Source organism: Pseudomonas sp. GW821-FHT05D12, assembly GCF_059419825.1.
In genome coordinates, this window is record NZ_JBWKSN010000007.1 from 164,277 (window position 1) to 183,350 (window position 19,074).

At 61.7% G+C, this 19,074-nt stretch carries 17 protein-coding genes; 7 read left to right on the forward strand and 10 right to left on the reverse strand.

The window, feature by feature from the left end; translation table 11 throughout:
* Positions 1-165: 165 nt before the first annotated feature.
* Genes AC07SI_RS15380 through AC07SI_RS15390 form a run of 3 tightly spaced genes read left to right on the forward strand, consistent with a single transcriptional unit; the run spans position 166 to position 3,567 of the window.
* On the forward strand, positions 166-1,086 hold the full coding sequence (locus AC07SI_RS15380) for an ABC transporter ATP-binding protein (RefSeq protein WP_495006002.1): 921 nt from the start codon (positions 166-168) through the stop codon (positions 1,084-1,086).
* Positions 1,083-1,808: an ABC-2 transporter permease gene (locus AC07SI_RS15385; protein WP_495006003.1), complete on the forward strand. Its 726-nt coding sequence runs from the start codon at positions 1,083-1,085 to the stop codon at positions 1,806-1,808. The genes AC07SI_RS15380 and AC07SI_RS15385 overlap by 4 nt, the downstream gene beginning before the upstream one ends.
* A 13-nt stretch (positions 1,809-1,821) precedes the next feature.
* Positions 1,822-3,567, forward strand: a complete 1,746-nt coding sequence (locus tag AC07SI_RS15390; RefSeq protein ID WP_495006004.1) for a Gldg family protein — start codon at positions 1,822-1,824, stop codon at positions 3,565-3,567.
* Positions 3,568-3,570: 3 nt separating this feature from the next.
* Here the strand turns inward: AC07SI_RS15390 and AC07SI_RS15395 are convergent, their stop codons facing one another.
* The 3 genes from AC07SI_RS15395 to AC07SI_RS15405 all read right to left on the reverse strand — a co-directional run bounded on the left by AC07SI_RS15395 (position 3,571) and on the right by AC07SI_RS15405 (position 6,100).
* Positions 3,571-3,879 (reverse strand): hypothetical protein, encoded by a 309-nt coding sequence (locus tag AC07SI_RS15395; protein WP_065901740.1) that lies wholly within the window; start codon positions 3,877-3,879, stop codon positions 3,571-3,573.
* 261 nt (positions 3,880-4,140) lie between these two features.
* Positions 4,141-4,575, reverse strand: coding sequence for a DoxX family protein (locus tag AC07SI_RS15400; protein WP_065901747.1), 435 nt, complete (start codon positions 4,573-4,575; stop codon positions 4,141-4,143).
* Positions 4,576-4,678: 103 nt separating this feature from the next.
* The gene (locus AC07SI_RS15405) at positions 4,679-6,100 is read right to left on the reverse strand and encodes a transglycosylase SLT domain-containing protein (protein ID WP_213550959.1); all 1,422 of its coding nucleotides are present in this window, start codon (positions 6,098-6,100) and stop codon (positions 4,679-4,681) included.
* A gap of 236 nt (positions 6,101-6,336) precedes the next feature.
* On the opposite strand from AC07SI_RS15405, the gene AC07SI_RS15410 reads away from it, so the two are divergent.
* The 3 genes from AC07SI_RS15410 to AC07SI_RS15420 all read left to right on the forward strand — a co-directional run bounded on the left by AC07SI_RS15410 (position 6,337) and on the right by AC07SI_RS15420 (position 9,355).
* Positions 6,337-7,143, forward strand: coding sequence for a TatD family hydrolase (locus AC07SI_RS15410; RefSeq protein WP_495006005.1), 807 nt, complete (start codon positions 6,337-6,339; stop codon positions 7,141-7,143).
* Positions 7,144-7,239: 96 nt separating this feature from the next.
* Positions 7,240-8,721 (forward strand): methyl-accepting chemotaxis protein, encoded by a 1,482-nt coding sequence (locus tag AC07SI_RS15415; RefSeq protein WP_495006006.1) that lies wholly within the window; start codon positions 7,240-7,242, stop codon positions 8,719-8,721.
* A gap of 271 nt (positions 8,722-8,992) precedes the next feature.
* Positions 8,993-9,355, forward strand: coding sequence for an Mpo1-like protein (locus tag AC07SI_RS15420; protein ID WP_065901754.1), 363 nt, complete (start codon positions 8,993-8,995; stop codon positions 9,353-9,355).
* 2 nt (positions 9,356-9,357) lie between these two features.
* On the opposite strand, the gene AC07SI_RS15425 is transcribed toward AC07SI_RS15420, so the two are convergent.
* The 3 genes from AC07SI_RS15425 to AC07SI_RS15435 all read right to left on the reverse strand — a co-directional run bounded on the left by AC07SI_RS15425 (position 9,358) and on the right by AC07SI_RS15435 (position 11,339).
* On the reverse strand, positions 9,358-10,155 hold the full coding sequence (locus AC07SI_RS15425) for an acyl-CoA thioesterase (protein WP_495006007.1): 798 nt from the start codon (positions 10,153-10,155) through the stop codon (positions 9,358-9,360).
* Positions 10,156-10,245: 90 nt separating this feature from the next.
* Positions 10,246-11,007 carry a CHAD domain-containing protein gene (locus AC07SI_RS15430; protein ID WP_495006008.1) on the reverse strand — a complete coding sequence of 254 codons (762 nt, stop codon included), beginning with the start codon at positions 11,005-11,007 and terminating at the stop codon, positions 10,246-10,248.
* Between the two features lie 53 nt (positions 11,008-11,060).
* Complete coding sequence (locus AC07SI_RS15435) at positions 11,061-11,339, reverse strand: hypothetical protein (RefSeq protein ID WP_010176194.1); 279 nt, start codon at positions 11,337-11,339, stop codon at positions 11,061-11,063.
* Positions 11,340-11,556: 217 nt separating this feature from the next.
* Between AC07SI_RS15435 and AC07SI_RS15440 the strand changes: the two genes are divergently transcribed.
* Positions 11,557-12,594: a patatin-like phospholipase family protein gene (locus AC07SI_RS15440; protein ID WP_065901760.1), complete on the forward strand. Its 1,038-nt coding sequence runs from the start codon at positions 11,557-11,559 to the stop codon at positions 12,592-12,594.
* A 232-nt stretch (positions 12,595-12,826) separates the two neighbouring features.
* On the opposite strand, the gene AC07SI_RS15445 is transcribed toward AC07SI_RS15440, so the two are convergent.
* The 4 genes from AC07SI_RS15445 to kdpB form a co-directional block, all read right to left on the reverse strand.
* Complete coding sequence (locus AC07SI_RS15445) at positions 12,827-13,516, reverse strand: response regulator (RefSeq protein WP_106805704.1); 690 nt, start codon at positions 13,514-13,516, stop codon at positions 12,827-12,829.
* Between the two features lie 37 nt (positions 13,517-13,553).
* Positions 13,554-16,205, reverse strand: a complete 2,652-nt coding sequence (locus AC07SI_RS15450; RefSeq protein WP_065901761.1) for a DUF4118 domain-containing protein — start codon at positions 16,203-16,205, stop codon at positions 13,554-13,556.
* Positions 16,206-16,330: 125 nt separating this feature from the next.
* Positions 16,331-16,876: a potassium-transporting ATPase subunit KdpC gene (gene kdpC / locus AC07SI_RS15455; RefSeq protein ID WP_065901764.1), complete on the reverse strand. Its 546-nt coding sequence runs from the start codon at positions 16,874-16,876 to the stop codon at positions 16,331-16,333.
* 133 nt (positions 16,877-17,009) lie between these two features.
* Positions 17,010-19,067 (reverse strand): potassium-transporting ATPase subunit KdpB, encoded by a 2,058-nt coding sequence (gene kdpB, locus AC07SI_RS15460; protein ID WP_371920680.1) that lies wholly within the window; start codon positions 19,065-19,067, stop codon positions 17,010-17,012.
* Between the last annotated feature and the right edge of the window lie 7 nt (positions 19,068-19,074).

Genomic DNA, 19,074 nt, shown 5'->3' on the forward strand with positions numbered 1-19,074 from the left:
CGAAATTTAAAAGTCAACACACACTCCAATTGTTTCAGCGATGTACCGGGCACACACGTAGGACTTCTCTTATTAATGCTGATCGTCGTTCCCAAAAGCGATGATTATCCGTACCCTTTTTAAAATCTCTCCCTTAACGTCATACCAAACTTATTCGGTAAACACATGATCGAAATAAGCAACGTGACAAAATACCTGGACAAGAAAAACATTATCAGTGATCTCTCATTCAGCGCCAATCAACACGAATGCCTGGGGCTTTTTGGAGAAGACCCTGCTGTTAAAACGCTACTATTGAATATACTTTCCGGTACAACTTCGCCTTCCAGTGGCCACGTCACTGTCCAGGGTATCAACCCGCAAGTTCTCAAGATAAAGAAAGCGATCGGCTATCAACTGGACCGGGATCTCGGTCATCCGACGATGTCGGCGAACGCGTTCCTGCATTTCATTGCCAGCATTCGTGGGTTCCACGGCGCAGAAAAACGCGCGCGCGTGGAACATGCCGCCATGCGACTGGAGTTATGGCCCATTCTCAACGCGCCCCTCGACACACTCTGCACTGGATGGAAACGTAAAGTCGCGATTGCCCAAGCCATCCTGCATGGGCCAGCCTTGTTGTTACTGGATGAGCCGACCGAAGGGCTGGCACCCGATCAAAAACACACCTTCAGGGCGCTTATGAGGTCGTTGACGCAGGAGATGACGGTGATCATCGCGTCCCGGCACTGCGATCAATTGTCCGAACTCTGCACACGGGCGCTGGTGCTTGCGGGCGGGCGTCTGGTGGCCGATACGCCACTGCCTGATCTGCAACGCGATTCCCGCCATTTCCAGGCAGTTACCCTGACCGCGCAAACGCCTCTGGACCTGCTGGCGCTCGCCGTCCTGCCAGGCGTGGCGGGCATCGAAGAGCATCGCCATGCCCCCGGCACCGTGACCGTGCTGGCCATGCCGGGCCATAACATCTCCTCACACATTCACACACTCATCGCCAGTCGTCGGTGGCAAATCAGCTCGCTGCACCAGGAGTCAGGCCGCGTGAACGATGTGGTCCACCACCTGAGCCGAGAGGCCACTCTTTGAAATTGCTGCCCGTCATTTTCAAGCGCCAACTCGCCAGTTATGCCTGCACACCAGGCACCTACCTGAGCGTGGCGATTTTTTTAGTACTGTCCGTGGCCTTGGGTTTTCACCTCAGCCCGTGGCTGGAGCAAGACAGCCGCACCTTGCAGGTTTTTTTCCAACTGCATCCCTGGCTTTACTTACTCTTGATCCCCGCCCTGGCGGCGCAACTCTGGTCGGATGAGGCGAATGCCGGTTTTCTCGAACTGATGAAAACATTGCCCGTCACCCCCTTTGAGTGGGTGATCGGCAAGTTCCTGGCTGCCTGGGCTGTAGTCGGCGTGGCTCTGCTGTTGACGTTTCCCCTGGTCATCATCGCCAATTATCTTGGCAGGGCGGACAACGCCGTTATAGCCTCGCAATTTTTGGCAAGTTGGCTGCTGGCGGGCAGTTATCTATCTGCCGGTTGTTTCATCTTCACTTGCGTCCGTCAGCGTACCGTCGTCGTCATACTGACGATGGGCTTACTGCTCACCGTCAGTGGACTTTCATCTTTACTCGATGCTCTGGAACATCAAGCGCCCATTTGGGTTATCGACAGTTTGAGTTCCCTCAATCCGCTTTCAAGATTCAGCAGCCTGGACGATGGAAAATTTGCACTTCGCGACATTCTTTACTTCATTAGCATGATCCTGGCCTTCCTCACTGCGGCGACCATCACCCTTAATTACAAGCATCGCTGAGAAGGAAAGCCCCATGCGATCCACTCTGCGTACCGGCATGACACTTATTGTCTTGCTTTTACTATTTCTCGCGTTCAACCTGGTCTGGATAGTTAAACTTCCCGACATTCGCTGGGACTATTCCCGTTCACAGATCCACACTTTATCCCCCACCGTACGGCACTTCCTGAATGCCCTGGAAAGCCCGGTAGACTTGTATTACTTCAACGCCAACAACACCCCAGCAAGAAGTCCCGCGATGAAACGCTATGGCAAGCGTATCGAAGACCGGCTCAAGGAATATGAAAAAGCCGCCCGAGGCATGCTCAACCTGCACCTTATCGAACCTGCACGTTTTTCAGAGGATGCCTACAAAGCGGAGCTATTTGGCCTCGACGATGAGGCCGGTTTTCTGGGCCTTATCGGTACCCGTGCCGGTCACGGTGCGCAACGCATCGAATCATTCAGCCTTGATCGTGAGCCCTTGCTCGACTACGAAATCAGCCACTTGATCTATAAGTTGCAACACCCTGAGCGCCCCATTGTCGGTCTGATCTCAGGGCAAGCGATGGAGGAATCCGCAGGGCGGCTGCTCAAGACCGTGCAGCAGCACTTTAACCTCGCGCTGCTGGAGTCGACGACCGTGCGCATCCCGGAATATGTCCAGGCACTGATGGTGGTGCAGCCCGCCGCGTTGTCCGAGCAGACTCTGTATGGCATTGAACAATTTGTATTGAAGGGCGGCAGGTTGATGATGTTTATCGACCCCCTGGGCGAGCAACGCTCAGGCCGTGCGCCAGCCAATACTCGATTGCACGAACTGCTGGCCGCCTGGGGTATCCAGATGCCAGCGGATAAGCTGCTGGTCGACGGCCTCTATTCGTCGTGGACTGAGCCGGGCCCCGGAAGAAACGCGGAGCGGTACCCGGCCCGGTTAAACCTGCCACGGCAGGCGATGAACACGCAGGATGTGAGCACCTGGAAATTGAACACCGTGATCGTATCCAGCAGCGGCGCCGTCTCTCGCCTGGCTAAAAGTCGCACGACGTTTACCCCCCTGCTGTACAGCTCCGAGCACGCCGAGCTGATGGATACCGAGCGTTTCGTGGACGTCACCGCGCGTGACGCATTGGCTGACGTGCTGCCCAAGCAAGGCAAACGCCACGTAATTGCGGCCCGTATCGAGGGGCCGGCTTATTCGGCATTTCCGGAAGGCATCAAGGGTCAACCGCCGGGCGTGCAAAAAGCGACACAGATCCATGTCGTGGTGGTCGCCGACACCGACATGCTCACCGATCAGCTCAGCCCCGCGACGCCTGACAGCAACGCACTGTTTATCTTGAATACACTGGATAACCTGTCCGCCCTTGAAGCACTGGCCAACGTTCGGCCGCGTACGCCAGCGAGCAACTCACCGCCCCTGCTGGAGGCCATGCGCAACGCCGCCGAACAGGTCTATCGCGGCAAGGCCTATGAGGTGGAACGACGCCTGCAGCGAACGGAACAGGAATGGCGGCAGTTGACGCCACAAGTGATCAACCTGGGCACCCAGGCAGTGGACACCAGGACGCAATTGCAGGCCCTCAATAAGGAGCGCCTGCGTTTGCCCATGGAGTTGCACGCCTTGAAGGCCGAGGCATACGCGCAGATCAATCGCCTGGAGCTGGCGATAAAACTGGGCGTGACCTTCGCGATCCCGCTGATGTTGTGCCTGGTTGCCTGGCTGGTGTTTCTCGGCCATCGTCGACGACGCTTGAACGGCGAGGCCGCACGTCGCTGAACCTCAGCGCCGGGCAATCAGCCCTTGCCGGGCAATGCGGGTCAGATGGCCGATCACTTCAGCTGCATTGACGGCGCTCGGAGCCTGGATGACCGCGAGGTCAAAGCTGTTGTTGGCAAAACGGGCGAGAGAGTCGCCGTCTTCCACAAACTGGATCAGGAACGCCGATGGCCGCCCGGTACGACGCGGCCAGCCATCCAGGTAACGCAACAGCGTCGGCTGGTGCTTGCCGCCCAGGAGAATTTTCGGATTGCGTTGAGTCAGGTCCGCGGTGATCGGGGCCAGGCGTATCAGGGGGCGTAGTGCATTCATCGTGTCGTGTCTCTGCCTCAAAAGTCTGCGGGCAGGTGAGAGGCAACACCGAACCAGCGCTTTAGCGGAATTTCAAAGCTGTCTCGGCATGGGAGAACAAGCTTCTGTCGGGCTGCATAGAGTCCCGGTGGCGCCCCGCAATTAGCTGTTTAAATCGGCGCATGAGCGGCATCCTAGAGAAGCCGCAGGGGCGATGTCAAGAATGGCGGGCAACGAAAAGGCCCGCACATGGGCGGGCCTTGTCGGTTTTCCAGACGTCGATCAGCGAGCGATGGCGCGATCTGCAGACAATTTGCCGGCACCTTCCAGCAGCACTGCCAGTGCGCCACCGAGCAGCGCCAATGCGAACTCATACCCGTTATTGGCCATGAACAGACCGTTATGGATATGCACCGAGAAGATCGCCACCAGCGACAGGATGGTCAAGCCCAGTGCCGCCGGGCGAGCGAGCAAACCGATGATCAGTGCCAGGCCGGCGAAGAACTCGGTCCCGCCCGACAACAGTGCCATCAGGGTACCCGGTGCGAGGCCGATGCTTTCCATCCACTGCGCCGTGCCGGCCAGGCCGTAGCCACCGAACCAGCCAAAGAGTTTTTGCGAGCCGTGGGCCGCGAAGATAATGCCGACAACAATGCGCAGGACAGTCAGGCCATAACCGGCACGGGTGGTCAGGAGGCTTTTGATCAGTGGGCTCATGCTTGTAATCCTTTTCGAAACAGGGGTTGGTTGGCCGCCATATTAATCAGTTTAAGCAATGTTAAAAGCGCAAAAAATGCCTTATCAATATCGAATTAATCGATTACTTCCGTGAGGCAATTTTCGGCGCTGGCGGCTCCAGGGACTCTCGCTCCCGATCGAACGCCAAGTAGTACTTGTTAACGCTATTAACATAGCTGACGCCGCTCATGCCCACCTGCTCCATGGCAATGCGTTCAACCTGGAAGAACCACTGGTTGGGGTTGAGCCCCCGGCGCCTGGCCTCGGTGCGCATGCCCTGGACGCGCTCCGGGCCCATGTTGTAGGCCGCCAGTACAAAGGCCATGCGCTCGCGCTCATTGAGCTTGGGGCTGGCGAAAAACTTGCGGCGGATCATCGCCAGATAGCGCGCACCGGCCTGCACATTGCTGTCGAGGTTCTCGATATTGTTGACCCCCACCCGCTGCGCCGCCGACGGCGTGATCTGCATCAGGCCGGTGGGCCCGCCGCTGTTGCGCGCGCCGGGGTCGAGTGCCGACTCCTTGAAGGCCAATGCCGCAAGGTTCAGCCAGTCCATGCCTTGCTCGCGCGCATGTTTTTGCAGGACCGGGCGCAGCTTCTCCAGGCGCTGGCGGTCGACCCGGGCCAGCGGATTGCGCACTTGGTACAGGCGCCGATAGATACGCTGGAACGCGACATCCTGGTCGGAGGGCGTCCGATAGGTCTTGAGAAATCGATCGATGCTGGCCCGCAGCATCGACGCGTCCTGGCGCACGAACCAGTACTCGTCACCTGGTTCGCTGATCGCCACCTGCTTATCGAAGCGCAATTTGGGCAAGATTTTCGACCAGCGCTCGGCAATCGGCTTCTCGACGATGGTCAGGTGAAAAATCCCCGCCTGGACCATCTCCAGCACGTCCTCCACCGCGAGCGTCGGGTCGACCCATTCCACCTTGATCGACGGCTGCTTGTGCAGCGCCAGCTTCTGATTGACCTGGCTGATGGCATCCGCCGCCGCGCTGCCAGTGGTCAGCGCCACGGTCCGGCCAGACAGTTGCTCCAACTTGGTAAACCGCCGCTCGCCCTTGACCCCCACCAGCCACAACGGCACACCGCTGGCGATCGGGTCACTGGTGCTGATCTTGTGTGCGGCCTTCACATCCAGCAGTTCACCAGGGGCCACCAGGTCGCCTTCGCCACGGGCCAGCGCGCCAAGGAGTTGGTCCTTGGCTTTGGGAATGATCTTGAGGTTGATTTCCTGGCCATCACGGGCGTGGCCATTGAGGTACTGCTCGAAGGCGCGCAGGCGGTGATATTCCACCCCTATAGCCTGGCCCTGCACTTCACCAGAGCTATTGCGGCTTTGGTTGACCAATACGCGCAAGGTGCGGCTGGAGCGGATCTCCGCCAGGTCGCGCACCTTGCTGGGCTTGGTCACTTCCAGCGGCCCGTCCAGACGCGCAACCGCCGCCATGGGCAGCAATAACGTCAGGCACAACATAAACAACGCCGAGGGTCGGATCATCCGCTCTCCGGAAAGAATACTGGCCAACGCTCTCGCGAAAAACGAGGCGGTGGGCGTCAGAAACAGAGCGCTTTATGCGCTGGCAAGGTACGCAACGGCGACACTGGGTCAGGCGGTCGGCCGACCACAATGTCACTTGCGACGTTCAAAGACAGCTATAACTCGTTGTAGTTCTTCGATTTTCTTATAAATCTACAGCTCTGATATGCTTTCCGGCCGCAGGCGGAGATAGCACCATGCAACTCATTGATATCGGCGTCAACCTGACCAACCCCAGTTTCGACGAGAAGCACCTGGCCGTTCTCGAGCGAGCCTATGCCGCTGGCGTACAGCAATTGGTACTCACCGGCACCAGCGTCGACGGCAGTGAGTTGGCCCTGGAACTGTGTTTGAAACTCGATGAAAGCGGCCAGCGCCTGTTCAGTACGGCCGGCATCCACCCGCATTCCGCCAGTGACTGGAACGGCGACAGCGCCCAGCGTTTGCGCGGCCTGCTCAGTGAAAGCCGCGTGCGTGCCGTGGGCGAATGCGGGCTGGACTTCAATCGCGACTTTTCCCCACGCCCGCAGCAGGAGAAAGTCCTGGAAGAGCACTTGGCCCTGGCCGTCGAGTTGAAACTCCCGGTATTTCTGCATGAACGCGACGCCAACCAGCGCCTGCTGGAAATCCTCAAGGACTACCGCGACCACCTCACCGCCGCCGTGGTGCACTGCTTTACCGGCGAACAGTCGGCATTGTTCAGCTACCTCGACCTCGACTTGCACATCGGCATCACCGGTTGGATCTGCGACGAACGCCGTGGGACACACTTGCACCCGCTTGTGAGGGAAATTCCCCGTGGCCGTCTGATGCTGGAAAGCGACGCCCCCTACCTGCTGCCGCGCACCCTGCGGCCCAAACCAAAAAACGGCCGCAACGAACCGGCCTACTTGCCGGAAGTACTGCGCGAAGTCGCGCTGCACCGCAACGAAAGCGTGGAAGACCTGGCCGCGCACAGCACCGCCAGCGCGCGCGCGTTTTTTGGCTTGCCTGCCGTGGATTGATGCGGCGCATTGACCCATGTCAAAACCGCCTTCCTGAGTAGCGGCACAATAATGGCACCTTGCCAATGCTGTTTCCGCTATCAGAGAAAACCTTCCATGGGTGCCTGGCTTAGCAATATCTCGCTGAAGTACAAATTCTGGGCCGTCAACGCGGTCGCTTTCATCACCACCCTGCTGCTGGTGCTGTACGCCGTGCAGCTTGAACAACAGGCGCGCAGCGATGCGTCCCAGGCCTCGGCGCAGGCCCAGGCGCGATTGCTCAGTGCCTGGCCGGCGGAAAAGGCCCTGCCCACAGATGAGCACTGGCTGACATATGCACAAGGCCAAATCCCACAACGAGCTGACCAGGATCTTTCAGCCCTGAGCGGCGCCAACGGCTGGATCGACCTCAACCGTATGCCGCTGTTTGGCGAGAACCCGCTGATGGGCGCCGAAGTGATCGCGCGCCCCGACGGCCAACAGGTCGCCGTGTTGGCCTATGCCCCCAGCCTGAGCCAAGTGTTCGGCGAACGCTTCGCCAACTATGCGGTGGCCGTATTGATTCTGATGCTGGCGATGCTCGGCGCTTCGCAGCTATTGATCCGCTTCCTGCTCAGCCAGCTCAATACCCTCAAGGACGTGATGCTGCACGTGGAGAAAACCGGCGACCTGTCGGCCCGTGTGCCCTTGGCCTGCAAGGACGAGGTCGGCCAGATGGCCAGCGCCTTCAACGCCATGCAAGCCGGCTACCAGCGGGTGGTCAATACGGTGGCACGCACCGCCCGGCAACTCGACGAGGGTGCCGCGCGGCTGGCCAGCAGCATGAACGAAGTGCAGCACGGCATGCTCGGCCAGCAAAGCGAGACCGACCAGGCCGCCACTGCTATCAACGAGATGACCGCCACCGTCTACCACATTGCTCAACATGCCGGTGCCACGCGCGACCTGTCCCAGACCGCCGACACCCTCGCCGGCAGCGGCCAGGAAGTGGTCACCCGCGTGCAGCGCTCAATCGCCGGGCTGTCCACCGGCGTGCAACAGACCGCCGAAATGATCCAGAAACTGGCCGAGGACAGCCAGAAAATCAACGGTGTGGTCAGCGTGATCCACAGCATCGCCGAACAGACCAACCTGCTCGCGCTCAACGCCGCCATCGAAGCGGCCCGCGCCGGCGAAATGGGCCGGGGGTTCGCCGTGGTTGCCGACGAAGTGCGCAACCTGGCCAAGCGCGTGCAGAGCTCCACCGACGAAATCACCCGCATGGTCTCGGCGCTGCAAGCCGGCACTCGCGACGCAGTGGACTTCATGCAGGAAAGCTCGTTCAAGGCTGACGACTGCGTGCAACAAGCCCAGGAGGCCGGCGCCGCACTCGCCGAAATCACCGGCGCCGTGGCGCAAATGCGCGAAAGCAACACCCAGATCGCCGTCGCCGCCGAACAGCAAAGCCACGTCGCCGAAGAGATGAACCGCGCGGTGGTAAGCATCCGTGATGTGACCGAGAACACCGTGCAACAGACCGTGGACTCCGCGACGACCAGCAATGAACTGGCGACGCTGGCTGGGGAACTGAGTAAGGCGATCGGGCAGTTGAAACTGTAGGACTGTTCAACCTGTAGTCCCCACCCTACAACTAGGCCTCGGTGAACCTGAGGTTCTGCACGATGCAAAGGTATTGCAGCGGTCCTACGAACGCATACCTATTCTTAGGTATCTGATGCACAGGGACGACCCTGACTGCGCTATTTTGACATGACGGTAACCTGTCAAAAATTGCCCTCTATGACCCCCATAGCCAGCCCCAATTCGCCCCCTCACCCAACCCCACCTAGACTCTCTGCATGTTGTTTCAACGGACAGAGGATTCACCACCATGGGCAAACGTCATCCCAATCTCCCCGCCTGGCAATGGCGTAACTACCCGCAGAACCATCAACACCCGACCAACCTGGCGTTGCACCTGATTGCGGTGCCGCTGTTCATCATCGGGTTTCTGTTGATTGTGTCGGGGGTGTTCAGCCTGAGCCTGGCCAGTTTCGCCATTGGCGTTGTCGGCATTCTCGCCGGCCTGGCGCTGCAGCGTCATGGGCATAGCCTGGAAGCCCAGGCCAGTGAGCCATTCAGTGATCGTAAAGACGCAGTGCAACGCCTGGTGGTCGAGCAGTTCGTGACCTTCCCGCGCTTTGTGCTGAGCGGCGGCTGGTGGCGTGCCTGGCGCCAGCGCCACCGGCATTGAGGTCAGGCGAAGACCACCACAGTCTGGCGGCTCAGGGCGATCAGCTCGCCGGTCGGGCCCCACAGTGCGGCAGCGGCATGGCCATAGCCGTCACGCGCGTGTTCGATGTTAACGTGGTATTGGCACCAGTCCAGGGTCGTCAGGTTCTGCAGCGGCTGGATAAATTCGATGGTCCACGTCAAGGTGCTGCCTGGCGCTGGCTTCTTGAGGTGCGGCAGCAAGGCCGGCGGCCAGGCATCGACCAGGGCGAGAATATGCGCCTCGGTCAGCGGTTCTTCTTTGACATCCCCACGCAATCGCACCCAACCGCCCATGTCGCGGGACTTATTGCCGGTGAACGGCAAGCCGCCGACACTCCAGCGCATCGCCAGGTGGCGCATGAATTCAGGGGTGACCCCCTTGATATAGGGCAACTCCTGGCACTCATCCCAGTGTTTGAACACCGGCGCTGGCTCGCTCGCCACATCGATTTCCGACGCGCGAGACCCGCCGAAACTGGCCTGGACCAGTGTCGCCACTTCACCGTTCTGCACCACACGGCCAAGCAATTGGCTGACCGCCTTGCCTTCGCGCAAGACTTCGACTTCATAACTGGCCGCTACGTCAGGCGCAACCGGGCCGACGAAAGTGATTGCCAGCGAGCGTAATGGGCGATCAGCCGGCACCTTGGCGCGTAACGCTTCGTACTGCAAGGCGGCGACCAGGCCGCCAAACGTGGCGCGGCCCTGGGCCCAATCGGCGGGAATGGTGACGTCCAGCGGGTGGTTTCGGGCGGCGTCGAGCAAATCACTAAAGCGCATGGCGACCTCACATCAAAAGAAACAGATGAAGGATCTTAACCATCGAGCCAGCAACGTACAGCGCTTATTCCGGCCAAAACCCGGACCGTTTTAGAAACAATCGGCGCTGAGCTTGTCCAGCACGCGGTCCGCCTGCCCTTGCGCCTTGGCCATGGTGCGATGCCACACGGCAACACACGGCTGCAAATCCGCCTGGTGTTCAGCCTGGGCCAGCCACTGCCAGCAGTCATGCCAATCGCCCAGCGCGCCCTGGGCCTTTTTCAGGCGCGACATGGCGTTGGCGGGCAGCTTGTCCAACTCGGGATAAGCCTCGGCGGCGTAACGCACGCGCTTGATCAACAAGCGCAGGCGGTGGCGATCGTGCTCAGGATCCTTCAGGGCTTGATCAAGTTGGTGCCATTGCTTGGCCAGTCGTTTCTGGATTCGCGGACGCAGGCCCTTGAGCAATTTCTGATGTTCGCTGGCGCGGATAAACCGTGGAAATGCATCGAGGATCAGCAGCAAATGCGCAAGTTCTAAGCCTTGCGCCACATGGCGATACGCATCGGGTTGCAGGCGCATGCGCCGATCAGCGGCCTCGTGGTGGCCATGTGCGTGCAAATACGCCGCCAACACCTCACGGTCACGCAGCGGCGTAGTCAATTGGCCGACCGCGCGGGCGGCCGCCTCAACCTGTTCCACCCCGGGCAGCCCGCGCAAGGGGCGCAACAGGCTGCGCAGGCGGCGCACAGTAGTGCGCAGGTCATGCAGGGCTTCATCGTCGGTGACGGCAGCGAGGCGAGCCTGGCAGCTCAGTAACCCTACTTCCAGGCCAATGACCTGAGCGACTAACTGATCGACCAAAGCTGACATCCCTTCCCCCTTGACGATGAAAATCCCGGCTGGCTCACGCCAGCGTAGACGGCTTAGCGGCCGGCGCGCGACTCACGAATATAGAACCGCGCTTTCTCGGCCTTGTTGGAGCAGCCTTCAAACGCTTCGAATTGCTGTTGGGTCTTGGCGCCGGTCAACAAAGACAGGGCCTTGGAGTAGCTCACGGTGCCGGCAAAACCTTCGGCCTTGGCCAAGTCCAGTTCGTGCCACGCTGCATCCAGTTGCGTGCCGCAGCTGTCGCGGTACGCGGTTTTCCCGGCACAACCGGCCAGGGCCAACACGATCACAGGCACACACATCCAGGCTTTCATTGATGACACCTCAAATAAAGAAAAACAGTCGTACGCTGTAGACGTTTCCTACAAGGAAAAGTGCCTTATCAGTCAACCTGAAATCGAACTCGCCTATTGCCAGAGCATACCCGAGCTGCATGGCTTTCCTGGAAAAATACTGCATGCCCGCACGAAGATTGAAGCCACCCCCTCAAAAGGTGCATTGTGGGTGCTTGCCTAGGGGAGGACATCGACCATGAAAAAGCGTGTTGCCTTGGTGCTGGGCTCCGGTGGGGCGCGGGGCTACGCCCATATCGGGGTGATCGAGGAAATCGAACGGCGCGGCTACGACATTGCCTGTATCGCCGGCTGCTCCATGGGCGCCGTGGTCGGCGGGATCTACGCCGCCGGCAAGCTGGATGAATATCGCAACTGGATTGAGAGCCTCGACTACCTCGATGTATTGCGCCTGGTGGACGTGAGCTTTCGCCTCGGGGCGATTCGCGGCGAGAAAGTCTTCGGGCAGATCCGCAAGATCGTCGGCGAGATCAATATCGAAGCGCTGCGCATCCCTTACACCGCCGTCGCCACTGACCTGACCAACCAGCAGGAGATCTGGTTCCAGGAGGGCTGCCTGCACCAGGCCATGCGTGCCTCGGCGGCGATTCCAAGCCTGTTCACCCCGGTGATGCAAGGCAACCGCATGCTGGTGGACGGCGGCCTGCTCAACCCGCTGCCTATCGTGCCGGTGGTGTCGAGCCATTGCGACTTGATCATTGCGGTCAACCTCAACGCCACCAATCAGAAGCACTACCAGTTGCCGGTGATCCAGCGTCCGCCGGCGTTCAAGAGCCGTTTCGACAGCCTGGTGAAGTCCCTCGGCTCACACTTGCCGTTTCGCCGCAAACAGGCCGAGCAGTTGTTGAAGCTGGAGCAGGAAGCCCTGCAGGCCCAGGCGGCTGAGATCAACCCGTGGCTGGAGTCGGCCGAGCCGGAATCCCAGCAACCTGCCGCCGCGCCGGAAAAGGCCGGGGCACCGAAGTCGGCGACTGGCTCGTTCATCATCGACAACGTCGGCCCGGCGTCATTGCTGGACCTGATCAACCAAAGCTTCGAGGTGATGCAGACGTCGCTGGCGCAGTACAAGATCGCGGGCTACCCGCCGGATATCCTGATCAACGTGCCGAAGCGGGTGTGCCGGTTTTTCGAGTTCTACAAGGCGCCGGAGTTGATCGCGCTGGGGCGGGAAATTGCCAGTGACACGCTGGATCGGTATGAGAGTGAGCAGCGCTGACAGGGGGGTAGTAGCTGAGAGCCTCATCGCGGGCAAGCCCGGCTCCCACATTCAATCGAGTTCGCCCTCTGGAATGCGGACGAATGCAGGAACTGGCCTGCAAAAATGTCGTCCCCCGTCACAAAAACCAGACAAGCCCTGGCCCCACATTCAATCGAGTTCGCCCCCTGGAATGCGGACGAATGCAGGCGCTGGCTTGCCTGCGATGACGCCCGTCCAGGCGCCGATAAACTCAAGCATTCAACAACCGGTAACCCACCCCCGCCTCGGTCACGATAAATCGCGGCTGGGTCGGGTCATCCGCCAGTTTCTGGCGCAGATGGCCCACCACGATGCGCAGGTAGTGGCTGTCATCGGTATGGGTCGGGCCCCAGATATCCTTGAGCAGTTGCTGCTGGGTAATCACCCGCCCCGGATGCCGCGCCAGTTGCGCGAGCACCGCGTATTCCTTGCGGGTCAGCGCCACTTCGACGCCGTCCAGCAGCACGCGGCGGTAGGCCAGGTCGACGGTCAAGGGGCCAAACCGCAACGCCGCTTCCTGGGCTTCCCCCGCCGGGGCCTGGCGCAGTAGCGCGCGCACGCGGGCGAGGAATTCCTGGATGCCGAAAGGTTTGGTCACGTAGTCATTGGCGCCACCGTCGAGTGCCTCGACCTTTTGCCCTTCGCTGGCCCGCACCGACAACACCAGCACCGGCACCATCGACCATTCGCGAAACTCGCGCAGCACCTGCTGGCCGTCCATGTCAGGCAGGCCGAGGTCGAGCACCAGCAAGTCCGGCTTGCTCAACGCCGCCTGGGCCAAGCCCTCGTTGCCGGTGCCGGCCTCGATCACTTTGTAGCCTTGGGAGGCCAGGCTGATGCGCAAGAACTTGCGGATCTGCGGTTCGTCATCAATGACCAAAATCGTCGCGGTCTGGCTCATGGTGTCCAATCAAATTCCGTGGAGAAAAGAGGGTAGCTCACGGCTCGCCTTCCAGGCCAGGCTGGGTCGGCAGCGGCAGGAATAAAGTGATGCAGGTGCCGCGCCCGTCGATGCCATCGGCCACGCTGATATGCCCACCATGGGCACCAACCATGCCCTGGCAGATCGCCAGGCCCAGCCCCGTGCCCTGCCCGCCGCGATCGCCTCGGGCGGCGGTGTAGAACATATCGAAAATCTTCGCACGCTCCTCCTCGGGAATCCCCGGGCCCTCATCGGCCACCGCAAAAAACAGCTGGTTGTCAGAGACACCGGCGCTGAGCTGCAAACGGCCCTGGGGCGGCGAAAAGCGGGCGGCGTTTTCCAGCACATTGACCAGCGCCTGCTCGATCAACGCGGCATGCACATACAGCAACGGCAACTCCGCCGGCACCTGGGTGCTGACCTGCAGCGGCGCCAATACGGCACGCAAACGCCCGAGTGCGCTGCCGACGATGTCGCCCGGCGACACCCAATCGCGCGCCAGCTTCAGGGCGCCGTGGCCGAGGCGCGTCATGTCGAGCAGGTTCTGGATGTAACGGTCGAGGCGCTCGGCCTCATCGCGGGTACCTTCGAGCAATTCGCGGCGATCCTCCAGCGGGATCGCCTCACCGAGCGCCAGCAGGCTGTCGATACTGCCGCGCATGGACGTCAACGGCGTGCGCAAATCATGCGACACCGAGGCCAGCAACGCGCTGCGCAGTTGCTCGGTTTCGCCGTGCAGGCGCGCCGATTCCAGCTCCTGCGCCAGTTGCGCCCGCGCCAGCGCCTGGGCCAGCGGCTGGCTCAGCGCAGTGAGCAAGCGGCGGCGTTGGCCACTCAATTCCCGGCCGGGCTTGGCACTCACCCCGAGCAAGCCCAAGGGCCCCTCCTCACTCGACAGCGGCCACCACCACCAACGACCGAACGGCAAGGTGCCGGTGCCCATGCCTGCTGGCTGGTCATGCTGCCAGGCCCAATCCGCGGCAGCGCGTTCGGCTTCGGTGAGGGTCAATGGGCCACCGGTCTCGACCTTCCAGCCGCCCTGGCCATCGCGATTGACCAGGCACAGGTCCAGGTCGCTCCAACCTTCCAGATGATGCGCCGCCGCACTGATCACCGCCTGCCGATCGGTGGCGGCCGTGAGTTTGCGCGACAGGTCGAGCAATTCACTGGTTTCTTCCTGGGTATCGCGCAACGCCTGCAGCTGCCGGCGCTGGCGGGCAGCCAGGTTACCGGTGAGCGCGGCCATGAGCAGGAAGAACAGCAGGGTCAGCACGTCCTCTTCGCGCTGGATGGCGAAGGAAAAATTCGGCGGGATAAACAGAAAGTCGTACGTCAGGAACGACAGCGCGGCACACACCAGCGACGGCCCGAGACTGCTGCGCACCGCCACCAGCAACACGGCGGCGAGAAACACCAGGGAAATATTCGGCAGCGGCAACACACTGGACACCGCCCAGGCCACAGCCGCAGCCACCACGGTGGCGAGCACCGCCAAGGCGTAGTCAAACCACACCAAGCCGCGCACATCCGGCAGACGCGGCGGTGCGGGGATGTCGTCGCTGTCGAGCACGTTGATTTCCAGGCCCCGCGCATTGCGCAACAGGCGTGCGGCCAGGCCACCACCGAACACGCGGCGGCGCCAGCGCATCCGCGATTGCCCAACCAATACCAGGCTGGCACGGCGTTCGGCGGCATGCTGGATCAAGGTCTTGGCCACCTCCCCCGCACGCAGCAGCACCACTTCCCCGCCCAGGCGCTCGGCCAGTTGCTGGGCGTTTTGCAGACGCAGGCGCGATTGTTCATCGCGCGCGCGGCCGTTATCGATATGCACCAGGCTCCACGGCAAATGCCGGCGCTGGGCCACGCGGCTGGCATGACGCACCAGGCGCTCGGCCTGCGCATCGCCATCCACGCCGACCAGCAAACGACCGCGCACCGCTGGCGCAGCCTGGCCCAGTTGGCGATAGCCCTGGGCCAAATCGTCATCGACGTGGGCGGCGGCGGTCTGCATCGCCAGCTCGCGCAGCGCCATCAGGTTGGTCTGGGTAAAAAACGCATCGATGGCCGCGCGAGCCTGCTCCGGCACATAGACTTTGCCGTCGCGCAGGCGCTCCAGCAGTTCGCGCGATGGCAGGTCGATCAGCAGCAGTTCATCCGCCTCTTGCAGCACCCAGTCCGGCAGGGTTTCGCGCACCTGCACGCCAGTGATGCCACGCACCTGATCGTTCAGGCTTTCCAGGTGCTGGACGTTGACCGTGGTAAACACGTTGATGCCCGCGGCGAGTAGTTCCTGGATGTCCTGCCAGCGTTTTTCATGCCGGCTGCCGGGGGCATTGCTGTGGGCCAGTTCGTCGACCAGCACCAGCTTGGGCTTGGCGGCGAGCAGGCCATCGAGATCCATTTCCTCGAGCATCACGCCGCGGTATTCCGTGCGCAACAATGGCTGCTGCGGCAGGCCGCTGAGCAAGGCTTCAGTCTCGGCGCGCCCGTGGGTCTCGACCACGCCGGCGATCAGCCGCACCCCCTGACGCAACTGCGTGTGGGCCGCCTGGAGCATGGCGTAGGTCTTGCCCACTCCCGGCGCGGCGCCGAGGAAGACTTTGAGCCGGCCACGGCCATCCCGGGGCAGATCGGCTAAGAGGGCGTCGGCGCGGCCGGAGTCGCTCATGCGCGAGGGTTCCTTCAGGTATTCATAGGGAGTCTGTCACGCCGTCATCGCGGGCAAGCCCGCTCCCACATTAGGCATGCATCCCCCTGTGGGCGCGGGCTTGTCCGCGATGACGGCACCACCGCTTACAATTTTTCCAGGGCCATGTTCAGCGCCAGCACATTCACCACCGGCGGGCCTACCAGCGGGCTTTCGATGTGTTCATCGAGCAAGCGCTGCAAGGTCGACACCGGCACATTCCGCGCCGCCGCCACTCGCGCCAGTTGATAGGCAATTGCCGCAGGTGGCAAGTGTGGATCAAGACCGCTGCCAGAGGTAGTCAGCGAAGCCAGAGGCACAGGGCCCTGGGCTGGCACCAACTGTTTATTCGCGTCGTCGAACACACGGGTGGCCAATGCCGGATTGCTTGGGCCCAGGTTACTGGCGCTGCTGGAAACCGTGGCAAACGCGCCGGCCGATGGGCGTGGGTGGAACCAGTTGTCGCCGGTAAAATCCTGGGCGATCAGACTGGAGCCACGCACTTTGCCGCTGTCGTCGCGCACCAGGCTGCCATTGGCCTGGTCCGGGAACGCCACTTGGGCGACGCCAGTCACTACCAGCGGGTAAGCGACGCCAGTGATCAGGGTCATGAGCACCAGCAGGCTCAGGGCCGGACGGATCATGTTAGACATTGCACATTCCTCACATTGAATCATCACGACCTGTAGGAGCCGGAGGACGCTTGGTCCTTGCCGGTGATGACGAAGGGTCAGTCGGACCGCATCGGACCCATCGCCGGCAAGCCGGCTCCTACCAGGGTTGGGGTTACACCAGGTGCAGCGCAGTCAGCAGCATGTCGATCGCCTTGATGCCCACGAACGGCACCAGGATCCCGCCCAGCCCATAGATCAACAGGTTGCGGCGCAGCAACGCCGCGGCACTCGCCGCCTGCACACGCACACCTCGCAGGGCCAGGGGAATCAGCACCACGATGATCAAGGCGTTGAACACAATCGCCGACAGAATCGCGCTCTGCGGGCTCTGCAGGTGCATCACGTTGAGCACGCCCAGTTGCGGGTAGATCGAGGCGAACAGCGCCGGCAGGATCGCGAAGTACTTGGCCACGTCGTTGGCGATAGAGAACGTGGTCAGCGCACCGCGCGTCACCAGCAACTCTTTGCCGATCTGCACCACGTCGAGCAGCTTGGTCGGGTCGCTGTCGAGGTCGACCATGTTGGCCGCCTCGCGTGCGGCCTGGGTGCCGTCGTTCATCGCCATGCCGACGTCAGCCTGGGCCAGCGCCGGGGCATCGTTGGCACCGTCGCCGCACATCGCGACCAGGCGACCGTCATTCTGTTCGTGGCGGATGCGCGCGAGTTTTTTCTCCGGAGTAGCCTCGGCCAGCACGTCATCCACGCCCGCTTCGGCGGCAATCGCGGCGGCGGTCAGCGGGTTGTCACCGGTGACCATCACGGTGCGGATGCCCAGCTTGCGCAGCTCGGCGAAACGCTCGCGAATGCCGGGCTTGACCACGTCTTTGAGGTGGATCGCGCCCAGCAGCTTGCCATCGGCACACACCAGCAACGGGGTGCCGCCGCTCTGGGCGATCTTGTCGATTTCCCGCGACAGCGCAGGGGCAAGGTCGCGACGTTGCTGGCCGATAAACGCCAGCAGCGAGTCCACTGCGCCTTTGCGGAACACGCGGCCCTGGTAGTCGACACCGGACAAGCGGGTTTCAGCACTGAACGGTACGGCGGTCAGCTCATCCAGGGACGGCTCGGCCTGGGGGTGCAAGGCACGCAGGTATTCGACGATGGATTTACCTTCTGCCGTGTCGTCCGCAAGTGACGCCAGCAGCGCGCCTTCGGCCAAGTCCCGGCCGCTGACGCCAGGCGCCGCGACCACCGCCGCGCAACGACGGTTACCGAAGGTGATGGTGCCGGTCTTGTCGAGCAGCAACACATGCACGTCGCCCGCCGCTTCCACGGCGCGGCCAGACTTGGCGATCACGTTGAGGCGCACCAGGCGGTCCATGCCGGCGATGCCGATGGCCGACAACAAACCGCCGATGGTGGTAGGAATCAGCGTCACCAGCAGTGCGACCAAGAACACCAGCGGCAAGCTGCCATTGGCAAAGTGGGCGAACGGCTGCAGGGTCACCACCACCAACAGGAAGATCAAGGTCAGGCCGATCAGCAGGATATCCAGCGCGACTTCATTGGGGGTTTTCTGGCGTTTTGCGCCTTCCACCAACGCAATCATGCGGTCCAGGGTCGACTCGCCAGGGTTGACAGTGATGCGGATCAGCAGCCAGTCCGACACCAGACGCGTATTGCCGGTAACGGCCGAGCGGTCGCCGCCGGACTCGCGGATCACCGGTGCGGATTCGCCGGTGATCGCCGCCTCGTTGACCGCGGCGATGCCTTCGATGACCTCGCCGTCACCGGGGATCATTTCCCCGGCGGTGACGCGCACGACATCGCCTTTGCGCAGGCTGGCGGCCGGCACGACCTTGAAGCTGCCATCGGCCTCCTTGCGGCGTGCGCTGAGGCCTTCGCTGCCGGCCTTCAGGCTGTCAGCGCGGGCCTTGCCACGACCTTCGGCCAAGGCCTCGGCGAAGTTGGCGAACAGCACGGTGAACCACAGCCACACGGCAATCTGCACGGCGACGAAGGTCGGCACTGCCGTGTCGGGCACAAAGCACAACACGGTGGTGAGGATGGCGGTCAACTCGACCACCAGCATCACTGGCGAGCGTTGCAGCTGGCGCGGGTCCAGCTTGACGAAGGCCTGGACCAGCGCCGGGCGCCACAGGGCGGACATCGCGGTTTTTGGCGGTTCCTGGGTGTTCACCGGAGCCGCGTTTTTTGCAGGCATATTCATTTTCATT

Excerpts from the sequence above, each read along its gene's own strand:
- AC07SI_RS15380 (WP_495006002.1), top strand. The coding sequence starts at position 166 with ATGATCGAAATAAGCAACGTGACAAAATACCTGGACAAGAAAAACATT.
- AC07SI_RS15390 (WP_495006004.1), top strand. The coding sequence starts at position 1,822 with ATGCGATCCACTCTGCGTACCGGCATGACACTTATTGTCTTGCTTTTA.
- AC07SI_RS15395 (WP_065901740.1), bottom strand. The coding sequence starts at position 3,879 with ATGAATGCACTACGCCCCCTGATACGCCTGGCCCCGATCACCGCGGAC.
- AC07SI_RS15400 (WP_065901747.1), bottom strand. The coding sequence starts at position 4,575 with ATGAGCCCACTGATCAAAAGCCTCCTGACCACCCGTGCCGGTTATGGC.
- AC07SI_RS15405 (WP_213550959.1), bottom strand. The coding sequence starts at position 6,100 with ATGATCCGACCCTCGGCGTTGTTTATGTTGTGCCTGACGTTATTGCTG.
- AC07SI_RS15410 (WP_495006005.1), top strand. The coding sequence starts at position 6,337 with ATGCAACTCATTGATATCGGCGTCAACCTGACCAACCCCAGTTTCGAC.
- AC07SI_RS15415 (WP_495006006.1), top strand. The coding sequence starts at position 7,240 with ATGGGTGCCTGGCTTAGCAATATCTCGCTGAAGTACAAATTCTGGGCC.
- AC07SI_RS15420 (WP_065901754.1), top strand. The coding sequence starts at position 8,993 with ATGGGCAAACGTCATCCCAATCTCCCCGCCTGGCAATGGCGTAACTAC.
- AC07SI_RS15425 (WP_495006007.1), bottom strand. The coding sequence starts at position 10,155 with ATGCGCTTTAGTGATTTGCTCGACGCCGCCCGAAACCACCCGCTGGAC.
- AC07SI_RS15430 (WP_495006008.1), bottom strand. The coding sequence starts at position 11,007 with ATGTCAGCTTTGGTCGATCAGTTAGTCGCTCAGGTCATTGGCCTGGAA.
- AC07SI_RS15435 (WP_010176194.1), bottom strand. The coding sequence starts at position 11,339 with ATGAAAGCCTGGATGTGTGTGCCTGTGATCGTGTTGGCCCTGGCCGGT.
- AC07SI_RS15440 (WP_065901760.1), top strand. The coding sequence starts at position 11,557 with ATGAAAAAGCGTGTTGCCTTGGTGCTGGGCTCCGGTGGGGCGCGGGGC.
- AC07SI_RS15445 (WP_106805704.1), bottom strand. The coding sequence starts at position 13,516 with ATGAGCCAGACCGCGACGATTTTGGTCATTGATGACGAACCGCAGATC.
- AC07SI_RS15450 (WP_065901761.1), bottom strand. The coding sequence starts at position 16,205 with ATGAGCGACTCCGGCCGCGCCGACGCCCTCTTAGCCGATCTGCCCCGG.
- kdpC (WP_065901764.1), bottom strand. The coding sequence starts at position 16,876 with ATGTCTAACATGATCCGTCCGGCCCTGAGCCTGCTGGTGCTCATGACC.
- kdpB (WP_371920680.1), bottom strand. The coding sequence starts at position 19,067 with ATGAATATGCCTGCAAAAAACGCGGCTCCGGTGAACACCCAGGAACCG.